This window comes from Fontisubflavum oceani (genome assembly GCF_030407165.1).
Classification (GTDB): Bacteria; Pseudomonadota; Alphaproteobacteria; order Rhodobacterales; family Rhodobacteraceae; genus Rhodophyticola; species Rhodophyticola oceani.
Genome location: NZ_CP129111.1, coordinates 127480 through 145461 on the forward strand (window position 1 = coordinate 127480; position 17982 = coordinate 145461).

Sequence of the window (17982 nt, forward strand, 5' to 3'; positions counted from 1 at the left end):
AGCACGGTCTGCGATTTCATGTCATTGCGGGCTCGGTAAACCGCTCTGAACCGCGTGGCGCACTGCTCGGCAAGACATGGCTTCGGTCCGGGCTCCTCCGACAAATACCCAGACAACACGAAAAACCTATCGCAGGAAAAGGAACTTCCCTGGCGTCACGGTGAATATTCCTTCTTTTTCTTATGGCGGAATGGGCTAACCTCGTCGAAGGGGAGAAAAAGGGAGACACGATGTCGCGCGACGATCGTCCATGGACGGCCTTTTATGGCCCATCAGCCCGCACGGAAATCGAAGACCTAGCCTATCGCTCAATCGGCGACATGATCAGCTCGGTCGCCTCGGTGTATGGCAAGGCACCCGCCTTCACGGCTTGCCTGCCCAATGGCATGAACGGCACGCTCAGTTTCGACCAAGTCGACGAGATGTCGGACGCACTGGCGGTTTATCTGCGCGAGATCGCCGGATTGGCGCAAGGTGACCGAGTTGCGGTGCAACTGCCCAACGGTCTGTCCTTTCCCATCGCCGCCTTCGCAGTTCTGAAAGCTGGCTGCGTGTTAGTGAACGTGAACCCGCTCTACACCGCCGAAGAGATGGCGAAGCAGTTTGAAGACAGCGAACCCCACGCGCTGATCATCGTCGATATGTTCGCCGACAAACTGCCCGAAGCGATGCGCGGCCATCCGATCCCCAATATCATCGTCACGCGTGTGGCTGAGTTCCTGCCCGCGATGCCGCGCGGCATTGTCGGTCTGGTCCAGAAATACTGGGATCGGACAATCCAACCGATTGAGCTGGCTCATATTCGGCTGCCCGACGCCGTCGCAGCAGGGCGGCAGAAGCAACATGATGAGAGCATTGAGGTCGAGCCCTATCATTCCGGCATGTCGCCCGATGATACGGCGGTTTTGCAATATACCGGCGGTACCACCGGCGTGTCGAAAGGCGCGATGTTGAGCCATCGGAACCTGATCATGAACATGGAACAGACCATGGAATTGCTCGCCGGTGACGTCGAGAAGGGCCGCGAGGTCGCGCTGACCGCCCTGCCGATGTACCACGTCTTCGCCTTCACGGTGAATTTGCTCGGCTTCTATTGGCTGGGCGCGCGGAACATCTTGATCCCGAACCCGCGCCCGCTCACCAATCTCAAACGCGCCTTCGAGAATTACAAAATCACCTGGATGAGTGGCGTGAACACGCTGTTCAACGGGCTGACCAATGAGATTTGGTTCACCGACAGCCCGCCGAAACACCTGAAATTCGCCTCTGCCGGCGGCATGGCCCTGCAAACCGCCGTGGCAGAGCGGTGGGAAGAGATCACCGGCAAGCCCGTGATCCAAGGCTATGGGCTGACCGAAACCTCGCCGGTTCTGACCTTCAACCCGCTTGGCAAGTCGCGGCCCAATTCCATTGGCGTGCCGGTACCCTCGACCGAGGTGGCTTGTCTGGATGAAGACGGCAAGCCGGTGCCCCAGGGCGAGACCGGAGAATTGGCCGCCAAAGGCCCGCAGATCATGACGGGCTATTGGAACAAACCCGAAGAGACCGCCAAAGTCATGAAAGAGGGGTGGTTCTTGACCGGCGATATCGGCGTGATGGACTCCGATGGCTATTTCCAGATCGTCGACCGCAAGAAAGACATGGTCGTCGTCTCGGGCTTCAACGTCTATCCCAATGAGGTGGAGGATTGTTTGGCGACCCATCCGGCGGTGTTGGAATCCGCTGTGATCGGGGTGCCGGATGATGGCACGGGTGAGGCCGTGAAAGCCTTTATCGTCAAACGCGATCAAGGCGTGACGGCCGAAGACATCCGCGCCCACTGCAAGGAGCATTTGACCGCATATAAGGTGCCCAAACGCGTGGAATTCCGCGATGAGCTGCCGAAATCCAATGTCGGCAAAATCCTCAGAAAAGACCTGCGCGCCGAAGAGCTGTCGCAGATCGCGGCGGAGTAGGCGCAGATGGTCGGAGCATTCGAACAGGCGCTTCTGGCGTTGATGATTTTCGTGATCATGCTGGGCATGGGCGCCTCGCTCACCCCGCGGGATTTCTTCTTGGCGCTGAAACGGCCTTATGGCTTGGCCATCGGTGTGATCAGCCAATATGGCTTCATGCCGTTTATCGGCTTTCTGCTGATCAGTTTCCTGACCTTGCCCGAGGCCATCGCCATCGGCGTCTTGATCATGGCCTGTATGCCGGGCGGCACCACCTCGAACATCTTCACCTATTTTTCCAAAGGGAATCTGGCGCTTTCGGTGCTGATGACCGTGACCTCCACGGTGTTCGGTGTGTTGCTGATCCCCGTGATCCTGGTGGTCTACTCCGCCGCGCTGGACCTGCAAATCCCGCGGGAAAACATCATCGCAACGCTGGTCTTACTGCTGGTGCCTGTCGCCATCGGCATGGGGATGCGCAAAATCAACGCCAATGTCGGCGCAGTGACAGAGTTCCTGGGCTCGGCACTCGCATTGTTTTTCATCCTCTTCATCATGGTCTCCTGGGTACCGCGGAACTGGCAGTTTCTGGTCACCACAACGCCCGCAACCTATGTCGCCGCCATCGGGCTGGGGCTTTTCGGGATCGCCATCGGCTATACCTTCGCGCGCACCTTGCGGCTCCATCCAAGGAACGCGCGCACGGTGGCATTGGAGACCGGCATTCAAAACGGACCACTGGCCATTGCCATCGTGGCCTTCACCTTCTCTGGTGATCAGGCGCAGAGCTATATGGCCGTGCCCGCGCTCTATTCGCTTTTCATCGTCATCGTATCGACCCTGGTCACCCTGATTTTCCGGCGCGCAAACACGGCGGCGGAGCAGAAAATGCCGGACGGGTTGCTCTAACCCTCTTGCCAGAGCGCCCTACCCCGGCCCACCCTGACGCCCGTGCAATAGGGAGGCGGCGGCAATGGCGCAAGTGGACGGCTTTACCCAGATGATCGATGACAGCACCGCGTTTTTCGCGGAGCTGGCGCAGAACAACCGCAAAGACTGGTTCGATCCACGCAAAGATCACTACACGCAAGCGATCAAGAAACCGGCGGAGCTGTTTTCGGAGTTGATGGCCGAAGAACTGACGAAGCTCTTGGGCCGCTCGATGAAGGGCAAAATCTTCCGCATCTATCGCGACGTGCGGTTTTCGAAGGACAAAACGCCCTACAACACGCACCTGCATATCCTCTGGTCCGGCACCGGCGATGGGCCGTTCAATCCCGGTGTGTTTTTTGCCGCCGATACCGATGGTCTTTGGGTCGGCTATGGGTTGCCGGGTCTCAAAGGCGACGCGCTCGCCCAGTTTCGGGCCTTCATTGACGCCGAAGGTGCGGCGTTGGCAGAGGCGCTCGCCGCGACGGGCATGACGCTGTCCACCTGGGGGCCGGAGCCGTTGAAACGGGTGCCCGCACCATATCCGCCCGATCATCCGCAGGCCGATCTTTTGAAGCGAAAAAATCTGGTGATCGGTGCCCCGCTCGCCTCAGATTGGCGGGATCACTCCAACGGATTGATCGGCGCGGTGTTGGACGCCGTGCGGGTCACGCTCCCGCTCGATCGCCTGTTTGTCCGCCATCTGATGGAGGGGGCCTGAGCCGCAAAATCCGCACCGGTTTCGCCAAATTTTCTGCGATTTACCTGCCAAGCCTCGTCTTTTGGCCCAATTTGCGGTTTAACGGTGGGGACCCAAGGTCACATTTGCCAAACAAGCGGTCGAAGCCGCGCCGCAGAGTGACCCTTTAAAGAGTGAGCAGGAACCACCCCAAGGGGCGATATGGCCAAGCATCAATACACAATTCTGTCGATGATGAAGAATGAAGGCCACTGCCTTCTTGAATGGGTCGCCTATCACCACTTGATGGGGTTCGATAATATCTGCGTCTATACCAATAATTGCTCGGACGGCACCGATGAGATGCTGATCCGGCTCGAAGAAATGGGCATCACGCAGCATTTCCGCAATGACGTGCCCGAGGGCAAAAAACCCCAGCCCAACGCGCTCAACCTGGCGCAATCCAATCCTGAGGTCTGCGACAGCGATTGGATCATGGTGATGGATGCCGACGAGTTCCTGAACATCAAGGCAGGTGACGGCACTGTCGGTGCCCTGATGGAGGCGATGCCGAAACCCATCGATGCGATCAATATCACCTGGCGCTTCTTCGGCTCCAACGATGTGACGCCATGGAACCCCGGGCTCGTGACCGAAAGCCTGACCCGCGCCGCGCCCGATGCGTTCAAGAAGGGTTGGGGCGTGAAAACCATGTTCCGCCCGTATGACGAGATGAAGCTCGGCATCCACCGCCCGCATATCAAGAAGGCCAAGCTCTACCCCGAACGCCCCCGCGCGATGATGGCGCAGACCTGGGTCAACGGCTCGGGCAAGGAGATGCAGAATGATTTCAAGCTCTCCGGCTGGCGCTCGACCAAACCGACGCTTGGCTATGACCTGGTGGAGTTGAACCACTATGCGGTGAAAAGCTACGAGGCCTATTTGCTCCGCCGGATGCGGGGCAATGTGAACAACAAGACCGACAAATATAACGCCAGCTATTTCTCGATCTTCGACCGCAATGAGATCGAAGTGCGTGGCGCGGCCGACCGTGGCCCGGCGGTGCGCGCCAAGATGGACGAATGGCTGCAAGATGAGCAGCTGGCCCAGCTTCCAGAAAGAAGCGCTGGCGTTCCATGAAGCCCAGGTCAAGAAACTGCGCGAAACCGGCGAATATGACGAGTGGTTGGCGCAGTTGAAACAGGCAGGCAAGCTCTCGATCAAAGAGCTCGATGAGGTGCTCTTCACCCTGCATCTGCCGATGAAATACCAAGAGGTCGTCAAGCAATTGCGCGCACGCGGTGTGCCAGACAAGGTCATCGCAAAGATGATCAACTCCGAGCAGACCGGGCGCAAAGCGGCGGCCAGGCGGAGCTTGCATAGCGTCGCCACAGATGGCGATGACGCGGCCTCAGATGCGGAGGTCGAGGAAATCGCCCCTGATCGCGCAGACCCCGATCATAGCGGCAAATCGGCCGATGAGATTGCAGACGAGATTTTCAAGGCCCTCACCCAACCCAAAGCGACGATCAATGTGATCGCGCAGAAGGCCAAAGCACCAGCACAGGAGGCGGCTCAACCCGCGCCCGCCCCTTCTTCGACGCCAGAAACACCGATCGAATCCGCCCGCCCAACCGCCGCCCCCGATCCCAACCGGTTCGCCATCCGCTCGCGCCCCGAAGGCGTCAAGAACAGGCGGATCGTGGTCTCAACGATGAAGAACGAAGGACCTTACATCGTTGAATGGATCGCGCATTACCTGAACCTCGGGTTTGATGGATTCGTTCTGTTTTCGAACGACTGCACCGATGGCACCAATTTGATCTTGAACCGCCTCGACGCGATGGGGATCGTGCAACATTTCGACAACCCGCTTGGCCCCCGGATGGACCCGCAACGCCGCGCCTATTCCCGGGCCAACCGGATGGACGTGGTGAAGAATGCCGGATGGGTGATGATCGTCGATGCGGATGAGTTTCTGAACATCCATACCGGCGACGGCAGCTTGGACGCCCTGCTTGAAGCGCTCCCCGACGAAACCGATGCGGTGTCGATCAACTGGCGGCTTTTTGGCTCATCCGGGGCCAAACATATGGACCCGAGTCCGGTCACCAAGCGCTTCACCCGCGCCTGCAATGTGGTGAAGCCAGAGAATGGCCTTGTCTGGGGTTTCAAAACGCTCTTCCGCCCGAAAAGCTTCGACTATTTTGGTGTGCACCGCCCCCGTTTCAACAAGGATCGGGAGGTCAACCCGGACGAAATCACCTGGGTGACCGCGAGCGGCAAACCGATCGGAGATCAGTATCTGGAGACCGGCTGGCGCTCAAACGCGCGGGTGGTGAGCTATGAATTCGGGCAGGTGAACCACTACGCCGTGAAATCGCGGGAAGAGTTCGTGCTCAAAAAGCTGCGGGGCACAGCGAACTCCAAGGATAAAAACCGGATCGACCTGGAGTATTGGGACAAGTTCGATCTCAACACATTTGAGGATACCTCAATCCGTTCGGGTGACCTAGAGGGCCGGATGAACGCGCTTTTGGCTGATCCTGAACTGCGGGTACTGCATGATGCGAGTTTAGATGTCTCGCTCCGTGCTATCGAACATCAGTTGGAGGCCTCGGAGCAGGCGGATTTCATCAATGGAGTCACGCCGAGCGCCCCGAAAGACGCCGCCGAATAACGCCGTTCAAAGCGGGTGCGGCTGCCCATCCCAGGTTTCAAACACGCCTGTGGTGGCCGGACCAAGTGCGTCGAAACGCTGGATCAGGCCAGTGGCCGCCTGAGCGGCGGTGATATCGGCCGCTGAGCCCCCCATATCGGTTTGCACCCAACCGGGATGATAAATCCCTACCGCGATCCCCTCGGGCACCAAATCATGGGCCAGATTGCGCCCCAGATTGAGGGCCGCGGATTTGGAGGCGCGATAGATGTATCTCCCGCCTGTTGCCCGTGTGTTGCTGCCAAGCTGTGACGACAGGATTGCGATCTTCGCAGCCTTGGCGGCGCGGAGCTGCGGCAGGAGCGCCTGGATCGTCAAAAACACACCTGTCACGTTGACCGCAAAGGTCTCCGCCCACATTTCCGGCGGATAGCCTGTTTCAAGAGCCTCCGCCCGATCGTGCAACACCCCGGCATTGCAAATCAGCAGATCAAGCGGCCCCTCGACCCGCTCTGCCAGGGCAGAGATCGAGGCCGGATCGGCCATATCGGCCTGTTCCCATTGAACATTTGCCAAAGGCGTCGCGGAACGCGTGGTTGCGATGACGTGGTCGCCTCGGGCCGCCAATGCCTCGGCCATCGCAAGGCCGACGCCGCGATTGGCCCCGGTGATCAACGCCCGCATCTCAGTTTGCTTTCGATTTTGGCACGCCCGGCAATGGCGCAATCGGCACGCCATCTTCGATCAGGGCCTTGGCCTCTTCCGGTTTCGCCTCGCCATGGATCATCCGCTCGGGCGCATCGCCCAGATGGATCGCGCGCGCCTCATCGGCGAATTTGCCGCCGACATAGGTGGAATGCTTCTCCACATGGGCTTGCATCGCCTTCATCGCCTGTTCCACCGGTGTGGCGGGCGTGCTGAGCGATGGCGCAGGCACATCGGCAGCCGGTGGCTCTGGGGCCACAACCCCACCCTTTTTCCTGACACGCGGGGCCATGATCGCCTTTTTCACATCGTCGGCGCCACAGACCGCACAAGACAGAAGCCCCCTTGCCGCCAGCGCATCAAACGCTTCGGCGGATTGGAACCAACTGTCGAAGGCATGCCCTTCGGCACATTTCAGCGAATATCGGATCATGATCGCGCCAACCTAAGCAAATCTCTCCGGCAATCAAGCGCTTGCTGTTAGCGAAGCCGGGACGGGTCAAACTCCCGCAGGATGAGTTTCAACTCCAACTCCCGCACCCGCGCCGCCGCCTTTTTCGGCGTGAACCATTTGCGTTTCCGCATAGTCATCTCAGGGAACTCGGCTTCGAGTTTCTTGACCTCGACCGGAAACACCGCGACGATGCAGGGCAGGTCCGGCCCATCCTCCATCTTCTTGTTATAACTATAGATTCCGGCAACATGGTCATGCGCGTTGCCTTTGACGCCAGCCTCTTCCCAAGCTTCCTGCGCCGCTGCATCCGCCGGGGTCAGGCCATCCATCGGCCAGCCCTTTGGAATGATCCACCGTCTGGTGTCCCGCGAGGTGACCAAGAGCACCTCGACCCCGGTCTTCCGCGTTCGATAGCAGAGTGCGGCAAATTGCGTGCGGGTTTCACGTTTTGGAACGCCCCCGATTTGCAAGGGGGCCTGAAATGTCTTTGGACTGCCCATATACCGTTTTTTCATCCTGTTCTGGCCACAACATATGCGATTTCTAGAAAGAATCCAGCATAACAAGGCATTGTGACATCTGTTGCGGCGTCTGCCTCGGCTTGATCCTCCGCCAAACGCACTTAATTTTCGGTTAGCTTGAGGAGCCTGACATGCAGAACCCGCCCCTGTTTCTGGGCTCCGAGATTTATCGTGGCTCCAGCTACGGGCAATGGCATCCGCTCCGCGTGCCACGCGTTTCAACGGTGATGGACCTCTCCCGCGCCATCGGTTGGCTGCCGGAGGCACAATATCGAAACTCGCCGCGCGCCAAACCAAAAGCCCTGCATATTTGGCATACCGAGGCCTATGTCGCGGCGTTGGAGCAAGCGGAGCGCGACCATGCGGTGAGCGCGGAAACGCGCGAGCGCCATGGCCTCGGCACCGTCTCGAACCCGATCTATCCCGAGATGTTCCGCCGCCCCGCCACCGCCGCCGGTGCATCGCTTTTGGCGGGCGAGCTTCTGGCGGATGGCGGTGTTATCTACCACCCCGGTGGTGGCACGCATCATGGGATGCCCGACCGGGCGGGCGGATTTTGCTATTTGAATGACCCGGTCCTCGCGATGCTCTCGCTCCGTCGGGCGGGTGCCAAACGCATCGCCTATGTGGATATCGACGCGCATCATGCCGATGGTGTGGAGGCCGGATTTGCCGGCGACCCTGAGACGCTGTTGATCTCGGTCCATGAGGAGCGGCGATGGCCCTTCACAGGCGGGCTGGACGAAGATGGCGGCGGCAACTGCTTGAACCTACCGGTGCCGCGTGGCCTAAATGACAGCGAAATGGAATTTATTCTCAATGAGTTGATATTGCCAGCCGTCGGGAACTTCACCCCTGACGCCCTTGTCTTGCAATGCGGCGCGGACGCTGTCGAGGAGGATCCGCTAAGCCGCCTCAGCCTGTCGAACAATGCTCATTGGAATGTTTTGCGCGCCCTGATGGGCCTCAAGGTGCCGCGCCTTTTGGTACTTGGCGGCGGCGGGTACAATCCTTGGTCTGTCGGGCGGCTTTGGACGGGTATTTGGGCGACACTGAATGGCCATGACATCCCCGATCGCGTGCCACCTGACGCAGAGGCCGTGCTCCGCGCGCTGACGTGGGACAAGGCGCGCGCGGGCCGCAATCCGCCCGCGCATTGGTTCACGACGTTGCGGGATGTGCCGCGCCCAGGCCCGATCCGGCCGGAGATTGCCGAACGCGTGACGCTGCTGCGTCAACATCCAGCGGCACGCGGAAATATTCCGACTGAAAAACTCAGGCATTGACATACCCGACACTTTTGCTCAGGAATGAATCTCATGATGACTGAGGAGCCAGACATGACCTTCCATTCACTTGTAGAAGCCGATTCGGCCTCGCCGCGCCTGCCCACACCAGACATGCCCGTCCATGACGCCCGCACACTTACCGGACGCGAGGGCAGCACCGCCCTGATCGTTCTGGATGACAAGACCTATACCCTGCGCATCACCCGCGCCGGAAAGCTCATCCTCACAAAGTAACAACAAGGCCAGGTTATGTCGAAACACCCCAGCCCCTGCATTGATGTCTGTAAATTCCGCCGCGCCGGGCACTGCATCGGATGCTCGATGACCAAAGACCAAAAGGCGATGTATAAGACGCTGAAGAAGGCCGACCACCAAGAGGCTTTCATCAAAATGCTGATCGCGCAGCAGGAGGTGATGGGCAAATACTCGGCCTGGCAGCCCGCCTATGTCAGAAAATGCATGAAAAAAGGGGCGAAACCGCCCCTTGGTCTTGGCAAAGCTGCGAAAAAGGCCGCCTAAGCGGCGGCCTCGTGTCTCAGCGCAGGTGAGACCGCAGAATCCAGGCGAACTTCTCATGCACCTGACCACGTGCGATGCACAGATCCTCGGTCAGCGTATCGCCATGCTCGGCGGCAAGCGCGCCTGCCTCGGCCAAGGTCGCCGCCAGAGTTTCTTGGGCCTTTTGCAGCGCCGCCACCATGGTTTCGGCATCGGCATGACCATCATGCTCTTCGACTTTTGAGCGCTCCAGCATCACCGAAAGCTGCCCCAACGCATGGCCGTCCAGCGCTTTGACACGTTCTGCCAGATCGTCTTGGGCCACGAAATGGTCCTCATAAATCTCTTGGAACAGCGCGTGCAGCGGGCCAAAGCCCATGCCGGTCACATTCCAATGAAAGTTTTGCGCCAACATCGTGGTCACGGCGGTTTCCGCCACGCCTTGGGTCAGTGCCTCCACGATTGCGCCCTGTGCGGTCGGGCTCATCTGCGCGGCAGGTTGAGTCATAGGTCTATCCTCTTGATGATAATCAAAGCGGGCTGGCGCATCGGCTGGCTGGCGATACGCTCAATTTAGAGACATTCTAAAAACTGTCGAGGGCAATTTGGCACTTTTTGCCGATTATGCCGAAATTTTCTCGCGCGCTTCGATGTTTGGGCGATCATCCAATGCAGCGGCCAGGCTATGCACCAAAAACGCCACTTGCCGCTCCGCATGGCGTGGGATGCGCCGTTTGATCAGAAATGTCAGGCTATCGGTGTCTCCTGCCCGCGCCCGGTCGAGCAGTTGCAGCAGCCAGGCTTCATCAAATGAGACTTGGTCATCGCCGGGCCGATAAAGCCGAAACCCGTTCGGCAGCAATGTCGGCAAAGCGCGAAACAGCGCCTGTACATAGGCCAACGCCGCCTGCTCCCGCGCCATGCTCAACACAGCGCAGGCCTCAAACAAGTCGCTCCGCCGCATCACCCGGCAGCGGGCACCCGCGACGCGCAACCACGCCAATTCCGCCCGGTCATGTCCGGGATCTGGGGCATCTGAAACGGTGTATCTCTGAGCAAGCATAGGCGGCCTGAATCAATATCTGACTATTCTTATCAGATATAATCTTCAATGCCATCTGCAAGACCGTCGCAGGGCTAGAAAAACACCAGCCAGTTGCGCATCACAAACAGCTCCGCGCCCAGGACCACACCAAACCCAAGACGGGGCGCCCATGTCTCATAGCGGCGCCAGAGCACAACATAGCAAGCCGCGGCCAAAAGCGCTTCCAGCGGGGCCACAATCCGCGCACCGTTGCGACTGTCCCAATAGCTGATCGGGCTTTCAAAGATCCAATTGCTCAGAGGCCAAAAATGCGGCCGCCCATCGTCATGATGCAAAGCAAAATCCGTCACCAAATGGATCAGCGCCGCGCCACCAAGGGCCACAATCCACGGGGTTCGACGCCAAAGCCCGAAGGCCAAAACCACGCCCCAGACGAAAACCGAATTATCGATTGCGAAGACGTGCTGCCAGGCATCGGAGAAATACAGCTCGTCAAACACCACCTGAGGCGGGATTTGCAGCACGATCAGCGCCACGCCCGCCATGAGGTAAAGCGACATATCCGGTGCCAGGGCGCCGATGATCGCCGCCGTCGTGGTATGTCGCCGCTCCGGGTCGCCAAACGCCGCTGCGCCCAGCAAGAGATGCGCGGGCGTGTTCATGCGCCGCCCCATGAGAGGTAGGGCGGCGCAAACATCTGATCAGCCGATCTTCGGCAGCAGCGTGTCCAGCGAGGCTTTCGCATCGCCATAGAACATTCGCGTGTTTTCCTTGAAGAACAGCGGATTTTCGATGCCAGAATACCCCGTGCCTTGACCGCGTTTGGACACGAAAACCTGTTTCGCTTTCCAGACTTCCAGAACTGGCATCCCCGCGATGGGGCTGTTCGGATCATCCTGCGCCGCCGGGTTCACGATGTCGTTGGAACCGATGACAATCGCCACGTCGGTCTCTGGGAAATCCTCGTTGATTTCATCCATCTCCAACACGATGTCATAGGGCACCTTCGCCTCTGCCAGGAGCACGTTCATATGCCCCGGCAGACGGCCCGCGACCGGGTGGATCGCAAAACGCACGGTCTTGCCCGCAGCCCGCAGCTTGCGGGTCAACTCGCTCACCGATTGCTGCGCCTGCGCCACCGCCATGCCATAGCCGGGAACGATGACAACGCTATCGGCCTCGTTCAACGCCACGGCCACGCCATCGGCATCGATCGCCACCTGTTCGCCATCGATCTCCATCGCCGGGCCGGAGGCACCGCCAAAGCCGCCAAGGATGACGCTGACAAAACTGCGGTTCATTGCCTTACACAGATGTAACTGAGGATCGCCCCCGAAGAGCCGACCAGCGCACCGACCACGATCAGGAGATCATTGCCGAGCGAGAAGCCGATCGCCGCCGCGGCCCAGCCGGAATAGGAGTTCAGCATCGAGACCACCACGGGCATATCCGCGCCGCCGATCCCCATGATCAGGTGATACCCGATGAAGAGCGCCAGAAGCGTCAGAAGCACCAGCGTCCAGCTGCCCGCATCGCCCAGATAAAGCGCCGCCAAGATCAGCGAGCCTGCCGCCGCACCGGCATTCAGCAGGTGACCGCCCGGCAATTGCTTCGCCGTGCTGTCCACCCGGCCGGCCAATTTGCCATAAGCGATGACAGAGCCGGTGAAGGTGACCGCCCCGATCCAGATACCCAGCATCAGTTCGATCCGCAGGATGGTGATCTCAACGCCTGTTTTCTTGGCCACAATGCCCGCAAACCCGGTGAACGTGCTTGCATAGGCGGCCCCCTCAGTCGTGACCTCTTCGGGCCGCGGGAACGGGAAACCGGCCTCGACAAAGGCCGCCGTGACACGCCCGATCTCGATATCGGCGTTGAAGCCGACAAAGACCGCTGCGAGGCCCACAAGCGAGTGCATGATCGCCACAAGCTCGGGCATTTGGGTCATCTGCACACGTGTCGCGAGTTGATAGCCCACCGCCGCACCGAGGCCGATCAAAATGACCGAGAGAAGCCAAAGCCCCTGCCCTGGGCCCACCATCGTGGCCAGCACGGCAATCGCCATGCCGACGATCCCGTACCAGACTGCGCGCTTCGCGCTTTCCTGGCCCGAGAGCCCGCCAAGCGACAGGATGAAGAGAACCGCCGCGACCGCATAGGCCGCAATCGTAAATCCGAAATCCATTATCTCTACCCCTGCCCGCTCAAGATTTCTGGAACATGGCGAGCATGCGCCGTGTCACGAGGAAACCGCCGAAGATATTCACCGACGCCATAAAGATGCCCAAGGCCGCCAACAGCGTGATCAGGAAAGAACTGGACCCGATCTGAATAAGCGCACCGAGGATGATGATCGAAGAGATCGCGTTGGTCACCGCCATCAGCGGCGTGTGCAAACTGTGCGCGACGTTCCAGATCACCTGGAACCCGATGAAGATCGACAGGATGAAGACGATGAAATGCTGCATGAAGCTCGCGGGTGCCACGAGACCCACCGCCAGCACCGCCGCCCCGCCGGCGGCGATCAGCGCCACCTGGCGCTTGGTCTGCTCCTTGAAGGCCGCGATTTCTTCGGCGCGCTTTTCCTCCGCCGTCAACTCGCGTGCCGCCTCTTTCTTCGGCGCTGCCGCGATGGCCGCGACCTTGGGTGGCGGCGGCGGGAAGGTGATCTCGCTATCAAACACCGCCGTCGCACCGCGGATCACGTCATCTTCCATGTCATGATTGACCTGGCCGTCTTTCTCGGGCGTCAGATCCGTCATCATATGCCGGATATTGTTGGCATAAAGCGTCGAGCTCTGCGCCGCCATCCGGCTTGGGAAATCCGAATAGCCGACGATGGTCACGCCATTATCGCTGACGATTTTCTCATCCATAACCGTGAGTTCGCAGTTCCCCCGCGCTCGGCCGCCAGGTCGACGATGACCGATCCCGGCTTCATCGCCTCGACCATATCCTTGGTCCAGAGCACCGGCGCGTCGCGGCCCGGGATCAGCGCCGTGGTGATCACGATGTCGATCTCTGGTGCCAACTCGCGGAACTTCTCAAGCTGTTTCTCGCGGAATTCCGGGCTGGAGGGGGCCGCATAGCCACCGGTCGCCGCGCTATCCTGGCCGGTTTCTTCGAACTCCAAGAAGACGAACTCCGCACCCATCGATTCAATCTGCTCGGCCACCTCAGGGCGGACGTCAAACGCATAGGTGATGGCGCCCAAAGACGTCGCCGTCCCGATTGCGGCCAGCCCGGCGACACCTGCGCCGACCACCAGAACCTTTGCGGGCGGCACTTTGCCCGCCGCCGTCACCTGACCAGTGAAAAACCGGCCGAAATTGTTGCCCGCTTCGATCACCGCGCGATACCCGGCGATATTCGCCATCGAGCTTAGCGCATCCATCTTCTGCGCCCGGCTGATCCGCGGCACCATATCCATCGCGATCACATTCGCGCCTTTGGATTTGGCCAACTCCATCAGGGCTTCATTCTGCCCTGGATAGAAGAACGAGATCAAAAGCTGCCCATGTTTCAGCCGCTTGACTTCGGTGTCGGTGGGCGGACGCACCTTGGCGACGACATCGACAGCTTTGTAAAGCCCCGCCGGGGTCTTAATGATCTCCACCCCTGCGGCTTCATAAGCGGCGTCCGAGAAGCCTGCGGACGCCCCGGCACCGGCCTCAATCGCGCATTCATATCCGAGTTTTTGAAGCTGCGCCGCACTCTCCGGCGTCATCGCCACCCGAGATTCCCCGGCCTCAACCTCTTTCGGTGCCCCGATTTTCACTGGCATCCCCCTTTTTGGTTCCGTCCTTGTTAAGCCCCGATGTAGCAACATGGCAGATGTTGCGCAACAGCACGACTTGGCGACATAATCTTTCCCACACGGCAAGCGGATTTGATCAAACCCGCCTGCCCGGTTCGGCTGAATAGACGCCCTCACGTAAGGGAATGTCCACCCCCGCATCCGCGCATATTGCCGCTTGTGGCATGACGCGTAGGATGCGCCGTAGGGAGGACTGATTTATGGAGCATCAAGGACGTCACGCGCTGGTCACCGGCGGCGGCACGGGCATCGGGCTTGGCATCGCGACCGGGCTCGCCGAGGCCGGGGCCGAAGTCACCATCACCGGGCGCAACTTGGCGCGGCTTGAGGAGATCGCAAGCGCTCACCCCCGCTTGCGCGCGCTGGCGATGGATGTGAGCAACCCGACCTCCGTCCAGACAGGCATACATGCCGCCGCCGCCGCGCACGGCCCCATCGCCATCTGCGTCGCCAATGCTGGTATCGCCGAACCCGCCCCCTTTGCTAAGGAAACGCCCGAACACTGGCGTAGCATCATGGCCACCAATCTCGACGGCGCGTTTTTCACGTTTCAGGCTGCCCTGGCAACGCTTGGCAAAGAGGACTGGGGCCGGATGATCGTGGTGAGTTCCATCGCCGGTGTCCGTGGCCTGAAAAACGCCATCGCTTATACCGCGTCGAAACATGGCGCGATTGGCCTGATCCGGGGCCTGTCGGAAGAATACATGCGCTCCAACATCACCTTCAACGCCCTTTGCCCCGGCTACGTCGATACCGAGATCGTCTCCCGCAACGCCGCGCAAATCGCCGCTCATCAAGGGATCACTGAGGCTGAAGCGCGGGGCTATCTTGCTGGCGGCAACCGTCATAAAACCCTGCTCGACACCGATGAGATCACCGGCGCCGCGCTCTGGCTCTGCTCTGACAGCGCGCGCAGCGTCAATGGTCAAACCATCCAGATCGCGGGCGGCCAGGTCTCCTAAGCTGCCGCAGCACCGCAGGCTCGGCGATCCGTATTCCCCTCGCGTCCCGTCCATGGCAATGCGGTCTAAGGAGGGCTCCCGTCAGGGGGCGTGACGCAGCCCGCCACCCCACCCGAAAGTGAGCCGATGCCCGATATCCGCCCCTTCACCCCCGATATGGCCGCCGCCTGCGGCACGCTCTTCTATAACGCCGTGCAAATCGGCGCGGCCGCCCATTACGACCAAGCCCAACGTGATGCCTGGGCCGGCGCGCCGATCCCAGCGGACCGATTTCTCACCCGCTTCGCCGACCAAAAAGTGTTAACCGCCTGGAACGACACCCAGCTTACCGGGTTCATGACCCTCCGCGCCGACGGCTATCTCGACATGGCCTTTGTTGCGCCGGAGGCGCGCGGCACCCGCACTGCCGATGCGCTTCTGGCCGGGCTGCTCAGCCACGCCAAAGCAAACGGGCTGTCCCGGCTCTTCACCTTCGCCAGCTTCCCCGCGCGCTCGTTTTTCGCCCGCAACGGCTGGTGCGTCATTCGGCCCAACATTGTCACAATCGGCAATGTCACATTAGAGAATTTCGAAATGGAATTCAGGCTCTAGCGGCTTCCCCAAGACAACGGCATACGACGGTGTGCAGATAACTATCTCATTTCATTGAATATTTTTGTTTACAGAGCGCAAAACTCTGTTAGTCACGTTGAAACGCAGCCTCGAACAGACCCCGCCCATGCCCCCGATTGACGACCACCCCTTGCGCTACTCGCTCGCCAATGAGCTTCACGCCCGTCCGTTCCCCGTCCTCAGCAGCCCCGGCCAGGCGGCGTTTCTCGCGATCAAACACCCCGTCGACGCCGCGAAACGCGACCGGGCCCTGGACCGAGCCCATCTGATCGCCCTACTCGACCGTCACGGCGCGCCGCACCCGCCCGAAGATGCCACGCATTACACCGGCCAAATCGGCAAATGCCATCTGAAATGGGAGCAACATACGGAGTTCGTGACCTATTCGGCCTTTCTCGACGGCCAAGCCGAGCGCGCGTTTGACCCCGAGATTTGGGAGGTCTTCCCTGAAGACTGGCTCGCCGCCGCGCCCGGAGCCCGGATCACCTCCGCCCATATCCACATCGCCAATGCGCCGAAATCCGAGGCCGAGATTGCCAAGCAGATTGACCGCTGGTTCCTGCCCGAAAGCCTCGCGGTCAGCCAGGTGCTGGACGCGGCCGCAGTGATCGCGGGCGACTTTCGCATCACCCCTCAGGGCCACATGAACTTCGCCCTGTTCGTGAACCCCAAAACCGGCCCGCGCCGGATTGGCCGCGTCGTGCAACGGATTTGCGAGATTGAGACCTATAAGGCCATGTCGATGCTCGGCCTGCCCCGCGCGCGTGCCATCAGCACCCGCATGGGCGCCATGGATCGCGATCTGGCCGCCCTTCTGGATGACATGGCGGGGGATCTTGCAGAGCCCGATGCGACACTTGGCAAACTCCTGACCATCGCCGCCGATCTGGAAAACCAAATGGCCCGGGCCAGCTTTCGGTTCGGCGCCACCCGCGCCTATGAGGCGCTGGTCCATCAGCGGATCGAGGTTCTGCGCGAGACCCGGTTTCAGGGCCGTCAGACCTTTGCCGAATTCATGATGCGCCGGTTCGACCCCACGATGCGCACGGTGCAGGCAACCGAAAGCCGGTTGCAGCAGATAACCGAACGGGCCTACCGCGCCGGTGATCTGTTACGGACCAGAGTCGATGTCGACCGCTCGGCGCAGAACCAAGCGCTTCTGGAAAGCATGGACAAGCGCGCCGCGCTGCAACTGCGCCTGCAAAAGACTGTCGAAGGTCTCTCGGTCGTTGCGATCAGCTATTACGCCGTGAATTTGATGGTCTATCTAACCACACCGATTGCCGAACAAGCGGGTATCTCCAAGACAATCCTGGCATCCCTTCTCGCGTTGCCAGTGATCGCCGCCGTTTGGCTCATCGTTCGGGCGATCCGCCGCAAAGTCGATTAACCCGGGATCACCGTCAGCGGCACCAGATCGGTCAAGGACACGCCCAAAGCCTGCATCGCGGCCAGCGATATCCGGCTGCCTGCGCCCGGCTCTGCCTCAATCGGGATCAAGGTGAGGGTGACGGACGCGCCGCCCTCGGTCATCACCCGGCCCTCTTGCTCGACCCGCACCAATGGCGTGCGCAGCCAAAGCCCTGGCTCGGTCGGGTCGCCCAATGTGGCAACTGTCTCTCCGCCGCCACCGGCGGGCAAGGGCGTGGGATCGTCCAAACCGGCGGTCCCTTCGGTCGTTGGCCGTTCCATCGGGCGCGGCGTGTCCGTCCCCGGCTCCGATGCCGACGACGCACCGCCGTCTTGGCGCAGGCCAATACCATCAGCGCAGGCGGCCAAGCCCAACATCATCAGGGCGCAGAAAACCATTCTCATCATAGGATAAACCTAAGGAGATTGGTCACCGGCATCAACGCCGCAATCACGGCTTGCGGCGG

Annotated in this window: 18 protein-coding genes and 2 pseudogenes; 11 read left to right on the top strand and 9 right to left on the bottom strand. The window is 60.3% G+C overall.

The window, feature by feature from the left end; all coding sequences use genetic code 11:
* The first annotated feature begins 230 nt into the window (after nt 1-230).
* The 5 genes from QTA57_RS00670 to QTA57_RS00690 all read left to right on the top strand — a co-directional run bounded on the left by QTA57_RS00670 (nt 231) and on the right by QTA57_RS00690 (nt 6223).
* Entirely contained in the window at nt 231-1955 is a 1725-nt protein-coding gene (locus QTA57_RS00670; protein WP_171557822.1) for an AMP-binding protein, read from the top strand.
* A 6-nt stretch (nt 1956-1961) separates the two neighbouring features.
* Complete coding sequence (locus QTA57_RS00675; protein ID WP_290153151.1) at nt 1962-2843, top strand: bile acid:sodium symporter family protein; 882 nt, start codon at nt 1962-1964, stop codon at nt 2841-2843.
* A gap of 64 nt (nt 2844-2907) precedes the next feature.
* The gene (locus tag QTA57_RS00680) at nt 2908-3585 is read left to right on the top strand and encodes a DUF2461 domain-containing protein (protein ID WP_290153152.1); all 678 of its coding nucleotides are present in this window, start codon (nt 2908-2910) and stop codon (nt 3583-3585) included.
* Between the two features lie 180 nt (nt 3586-3765).
* Entirely contained in the window at nt 3766-4683 is a 918-nt protein-coding gene (locus QTA57_RS00685; RefSeq protein ID WP_290153153.1) for a glycosyltransferase family 2 protein, read from the top strand.
* On the top strand, nt 4637-6223 hold the full coding sequence (locus QTA57_RS00690) for a glycosyltransferase family 2 protein (RefSeq protein ID WP_290153154.1): 1587 nt from the start codon (nt 4637-4639) through the stop codon (nt 6221-6223). The genes QTA57_RS00685 and QTA57_RS00690 overlap by 47 nt, the downstream gene beginning before the upstream one ends.
* A gap of 6 nt (nt 6224-6229) precedes the next feature.
* Here QTA57_RS00690 and QTA57_RS00695 read toward each other — a convergent pair whose 3' ends face one another.
* Genes QTA57_RS00695 through QTA57_RS00705 form a run of 3 tightly spaced genes read right to left on the bottom strand, consistent with a single transcriptional unit; the run spans nt 6230 to nt 7876 of the window.
* Complete coding sequence (locus QTA57_RS00695; protein WP_290153155.1) at nt 6230-6886, bottom strand: SDR family NAD(P)-dependent oxidoreductase; 657 nt, start codon at nt 6884-6886, stop codon at nt 6230-6232.
* Between the two features lies 1 nt (nt 6887).
* Nucleotides 6888-7340 carry a DUF1178 family protein gene (locus QTA57_RS00700; protein ID WP_290153156.1) on the bottom strand — a complete coding sequence of 151 codons (453 nt, stop codon included), beginning with the start codon at nt 7338-7340 and terminating at the stop codon, nt 6888-6890.
* Between the two features lie 47 nt (nt 7341-7387).
* Entirely contained in the window at nt 7388-7876 is a 489-nt protein-coding gene (locus QTA57_RS00705; protein WP_253261150.1) for an NUDIX hydrolase, read from the bottom strand.
* Between the two features lie 137 nt (nt 7877-8013).
* On the opposite strand from QTA57_RS00705, the gene QTA57_RS00710 reads away from it, so the two are divergent.
* Genes QTA57_RS00710 through QTA57_RS00720 form a run of 3 tightly spaced genes read left to right on the top strand, consistent with a single transcriptional unit; the run spans nt 8014 to nt 9690 of the window.
* The gene (locus QTA57_RS00710) at nt 8014-9168 is read left to right on the top strand and encodes an acetoin utilization protein AcuC (protein WP_290153157.1); all 1155 of its coding nucleotides are present in this window, start codon (nt 8014-8016) and stop codon (nt 9166-9168) included.
* A gap of 54 nt (nt 9169-9222) precedes the next feature.
* Entirely contained in the window at nt 9223-9405 is a 183-nt protein-coding gene (hemP, locus tag QTA57_RS00715) for a hemin uptake protein HemP (RefSeq protein ID WP_171557812.1), read from the top strand.
* A gap of 15 nt (nt 9406-9420) precedes the next feature.
* Nucleotides 9421-9690, top strand: coding sequence for a DUF1289 domain-containing protein (locus tag QTA57_RS00720; protein ID WP_171557810.1), 270 nt, complete (start codon nt 9421-9423; stop codon nt 9688-9690).
* 16 nt (nt 9691-9706) lie between these two features.
* Here QTA57_RS00720 and QTA57_RS00725 read toward each other — a convergent pair whose 3' ends face one another.
* The 5 genes and pseudogenes from QTA57_RS00725 to QTA57_RS00745 all read right to left on the bottom strand — a co-directional run bounded on the left by QTA57_RS00725 (nt 9707) and on the right by QTA57_RS00745 (nt 14492).
* On the bottom strand, nt 9707-10177 hold the full coding sequence (locus QTA57_RS00725; RefSeq protein ID WP_145211399.1) for a Dps family protein: 471 nt from the start codon (nt 10175-10177) through the stop codon (nt 9707-9709).
* A 114-nt stretch (nt 10178-10291) separates the two neighbouring features.
* Nucleotides 10292-10732, bottom strand: a complete 441-nt coding sequence (locus tag QTA57_RS00730; protein WP_290153158.1) for a hypothetical protein — start codon at nt 10730-10732, stop codon at nt 10292-10294.
* A gap of 74 nt (nt 10733-10806) precedes the next feature.
* Entirely contained in the window at nt 10807-11376 is a 570-nt protein-coding gene (locus tag QTA57_RS00735) for a cobalamin biosynthesis protein CobQ (RefSeq protein WP_290153159.1), read from the bottom strand.
* Between the two features lie 39 nt (nt 11377-11415).
* Nucleotides 11416-12899, bottom strand: a pseudogene (locus tag QTA57_RS00740) (NAD(P)(+) transhydrogenase (Re/Si-specific) subunit beta).
* 19 nt (nt 12900-12918) lie between these two features.
* Nucleotides 12919-14492: pseudogene (locus QTA57_RS00745) on the bottom strand (Re/Si-specific NAD(P)(+) transhydrogenase subunit alpha).
* Between the two features lie 239 nt (nt 14493-14731).
* Between QTA57_RS00745 and QTA57_RS00750 the strand changes: the two are divergent.
* From QTA57_RS00750 to QTA57_RS00760, 3 genes are all read left to right on the top strand, one after another.
* Complete coding sequence (locus QTA57_RS00750; protein ID WP_290153160.1) at nt 14732-15493, top strand: SDR family NAD(P)-dependent oxidoreductase; 762 nt, start codon at nt 14732-14734, stop codon at nt 15491-15493.
* A gap of 90 nt (nt 15494-15583) precedes the next feature.
* The gene (locus tag QTA57_RS00755) at nt 15584-16084 is read left to right on the top strand and encodes a GNAT family N-acetyltransferase (protein ID WP_290153161.1); all 501 of its coding nucleotides are present in this window, start codon (nt 15584-15586) and stop codon (nt 16082-16084) included.
* A gap of 127 nt (nt 16085-16211) precedes the next feature.
* Nucleotides 16212-17495, top strand: a complete 1284-nt coding sequence (locus tag QTA57_RS00760; protein WP_290153162.1) for a DUF3422 family protein — start codon at nt 16212-16214, stop codon at nt 17493-17495.
* Here the strand turns inward: QTA57_RS00760 and QTA57_RS00765 are convergent.
* Nucleotides 17492-17923, bottom strand: coding sequence for a hypothetical protein (locus QTA57_RS00765; protein ID WP_290153163.1), 432 nt, complete (start codon nt 17921-17923; stop codon nt 17492-17494). The two genes, QTA57_RS00760 and QTA57_RS00765, sit on opposite strands and share 4 nt — an antisense overlap.
* Between the last annotated feature and the right edge of the window lie 59 nt (nt 17924-17982).

Coding starts and splice junctions, on each gene's coding strand:
- QTA57_RS00695 (WP_290153155.1), bottom strand. CDS start 6,886: ATGCGGGCGTTGATCACCGGGGCCAATCGCGGCGTCGGCCTTGCGATG.
- QTA57_RS00685 (WP_290153153.1), top strand. CDS start 3,766: ATGGCCAAGCATCAATACACAATTCTGTCGATGATGAAGAATGAAGGC.
- QTA57_RS00700 (WP_290153156.1), bottom strand. CDS start 7,340: ATGATCCGATATTCGCTGAAATGTGCCGAAGGGCATGCCTTCGACAGT.
- QTA57_RS00730 (WP_290153158.1), bottom strand. CDS start 10,732: ATGCTTGCTCAGAGATACACCGTTTCAGATGCCCCAGATCCCGGACAT.
- QTA57_RS00705 (WP_253261150.1), bottom strand. CDS start 7,876: ATGAAAAAACGGTATATGGGCAGTCCAAAGACATTTCAGGCCCCCTTG.
- QTA57_RS00670 (WP_171557822.1), top strand. CDS start 231: ATGTCGCGCGACGATCGTCCATGGACGGCCTTTTATGGCCCATCAGCC.
- QTA57_RS00690 (WP_290153154.1), top strand. CDS start 4,637: ATGAGCAGCTGGCCCAGCTTCCAGAAAGAAGCGCTGGCGTTCCATGAA.
- QTA57_RS00765 (WP_290153163.1), bottom strand. CDS start 17,923: ATGATGAGAATGGTTTTCTGCGCCCTGATGATGTTGGGCTTGGCCGCC.
- hemP (WP_171557812.1), top strand. CDS start 9,223: ATGACCTTCCATTCACTTGTAGAAGCCGATTCGGCCTCGCCGCGCCTG.
- QTA57_RS00735 (WP_290153159.1), bottom strand. CDS start 11,376: ATGAACACGCCCGCGCATCTCTTGCTGGGCGCAGCGGCGTTTGGCGAC.
- QTA57_RS00675 (WP_290153151.1), top strand. CDS start 1,962: ATGGTCGGAGCATTCGAACAGGCGCTTCTGGCGTTGATGATTTTCGTG.
- QTA57_RS00760 (WP_290153162.1), top strand. CDS start 16,212: ATGCCCCCGATTGACGACCACCCCTTGCGCTACTCGCTCGCCAATGAG.
- QTA57_RS00725 (WP_145211399.1), bottom strand. CDS start 10,177: ATGACTCAACCTGCCGCGCAGATGAGCCCGACCGCACAGGGCGCAATC.
- QTA57_RS00720 (WP_171557810.1), top strand. CDS start 9,421: ATGTCGAAACACCCCAGCCCCTGCATTGATGTCTGTAAATTCCGCCGC.
- QTA57_RS00750 (WP_290153160.1), top strand. CDS start 14,732: ATGGAGCATCAAGGACGTCACGCGCTGGTCACCGGCGGCGGCACGGGC.
- QTA57_RS00680 (WP_290153152.1), top strand. CDS start 2,908: ATGGCGCAAGTGGACGGCTTTACCCAGATGATCGATGACAGCACCGCG.
- QTA57_RS00710 (WP_290153157.1), top strand. CDS start 8,014: ATGCAGAACCCGCCCCTGTTTCTGGGCTCCGAGATTTATCGTGGCTCC.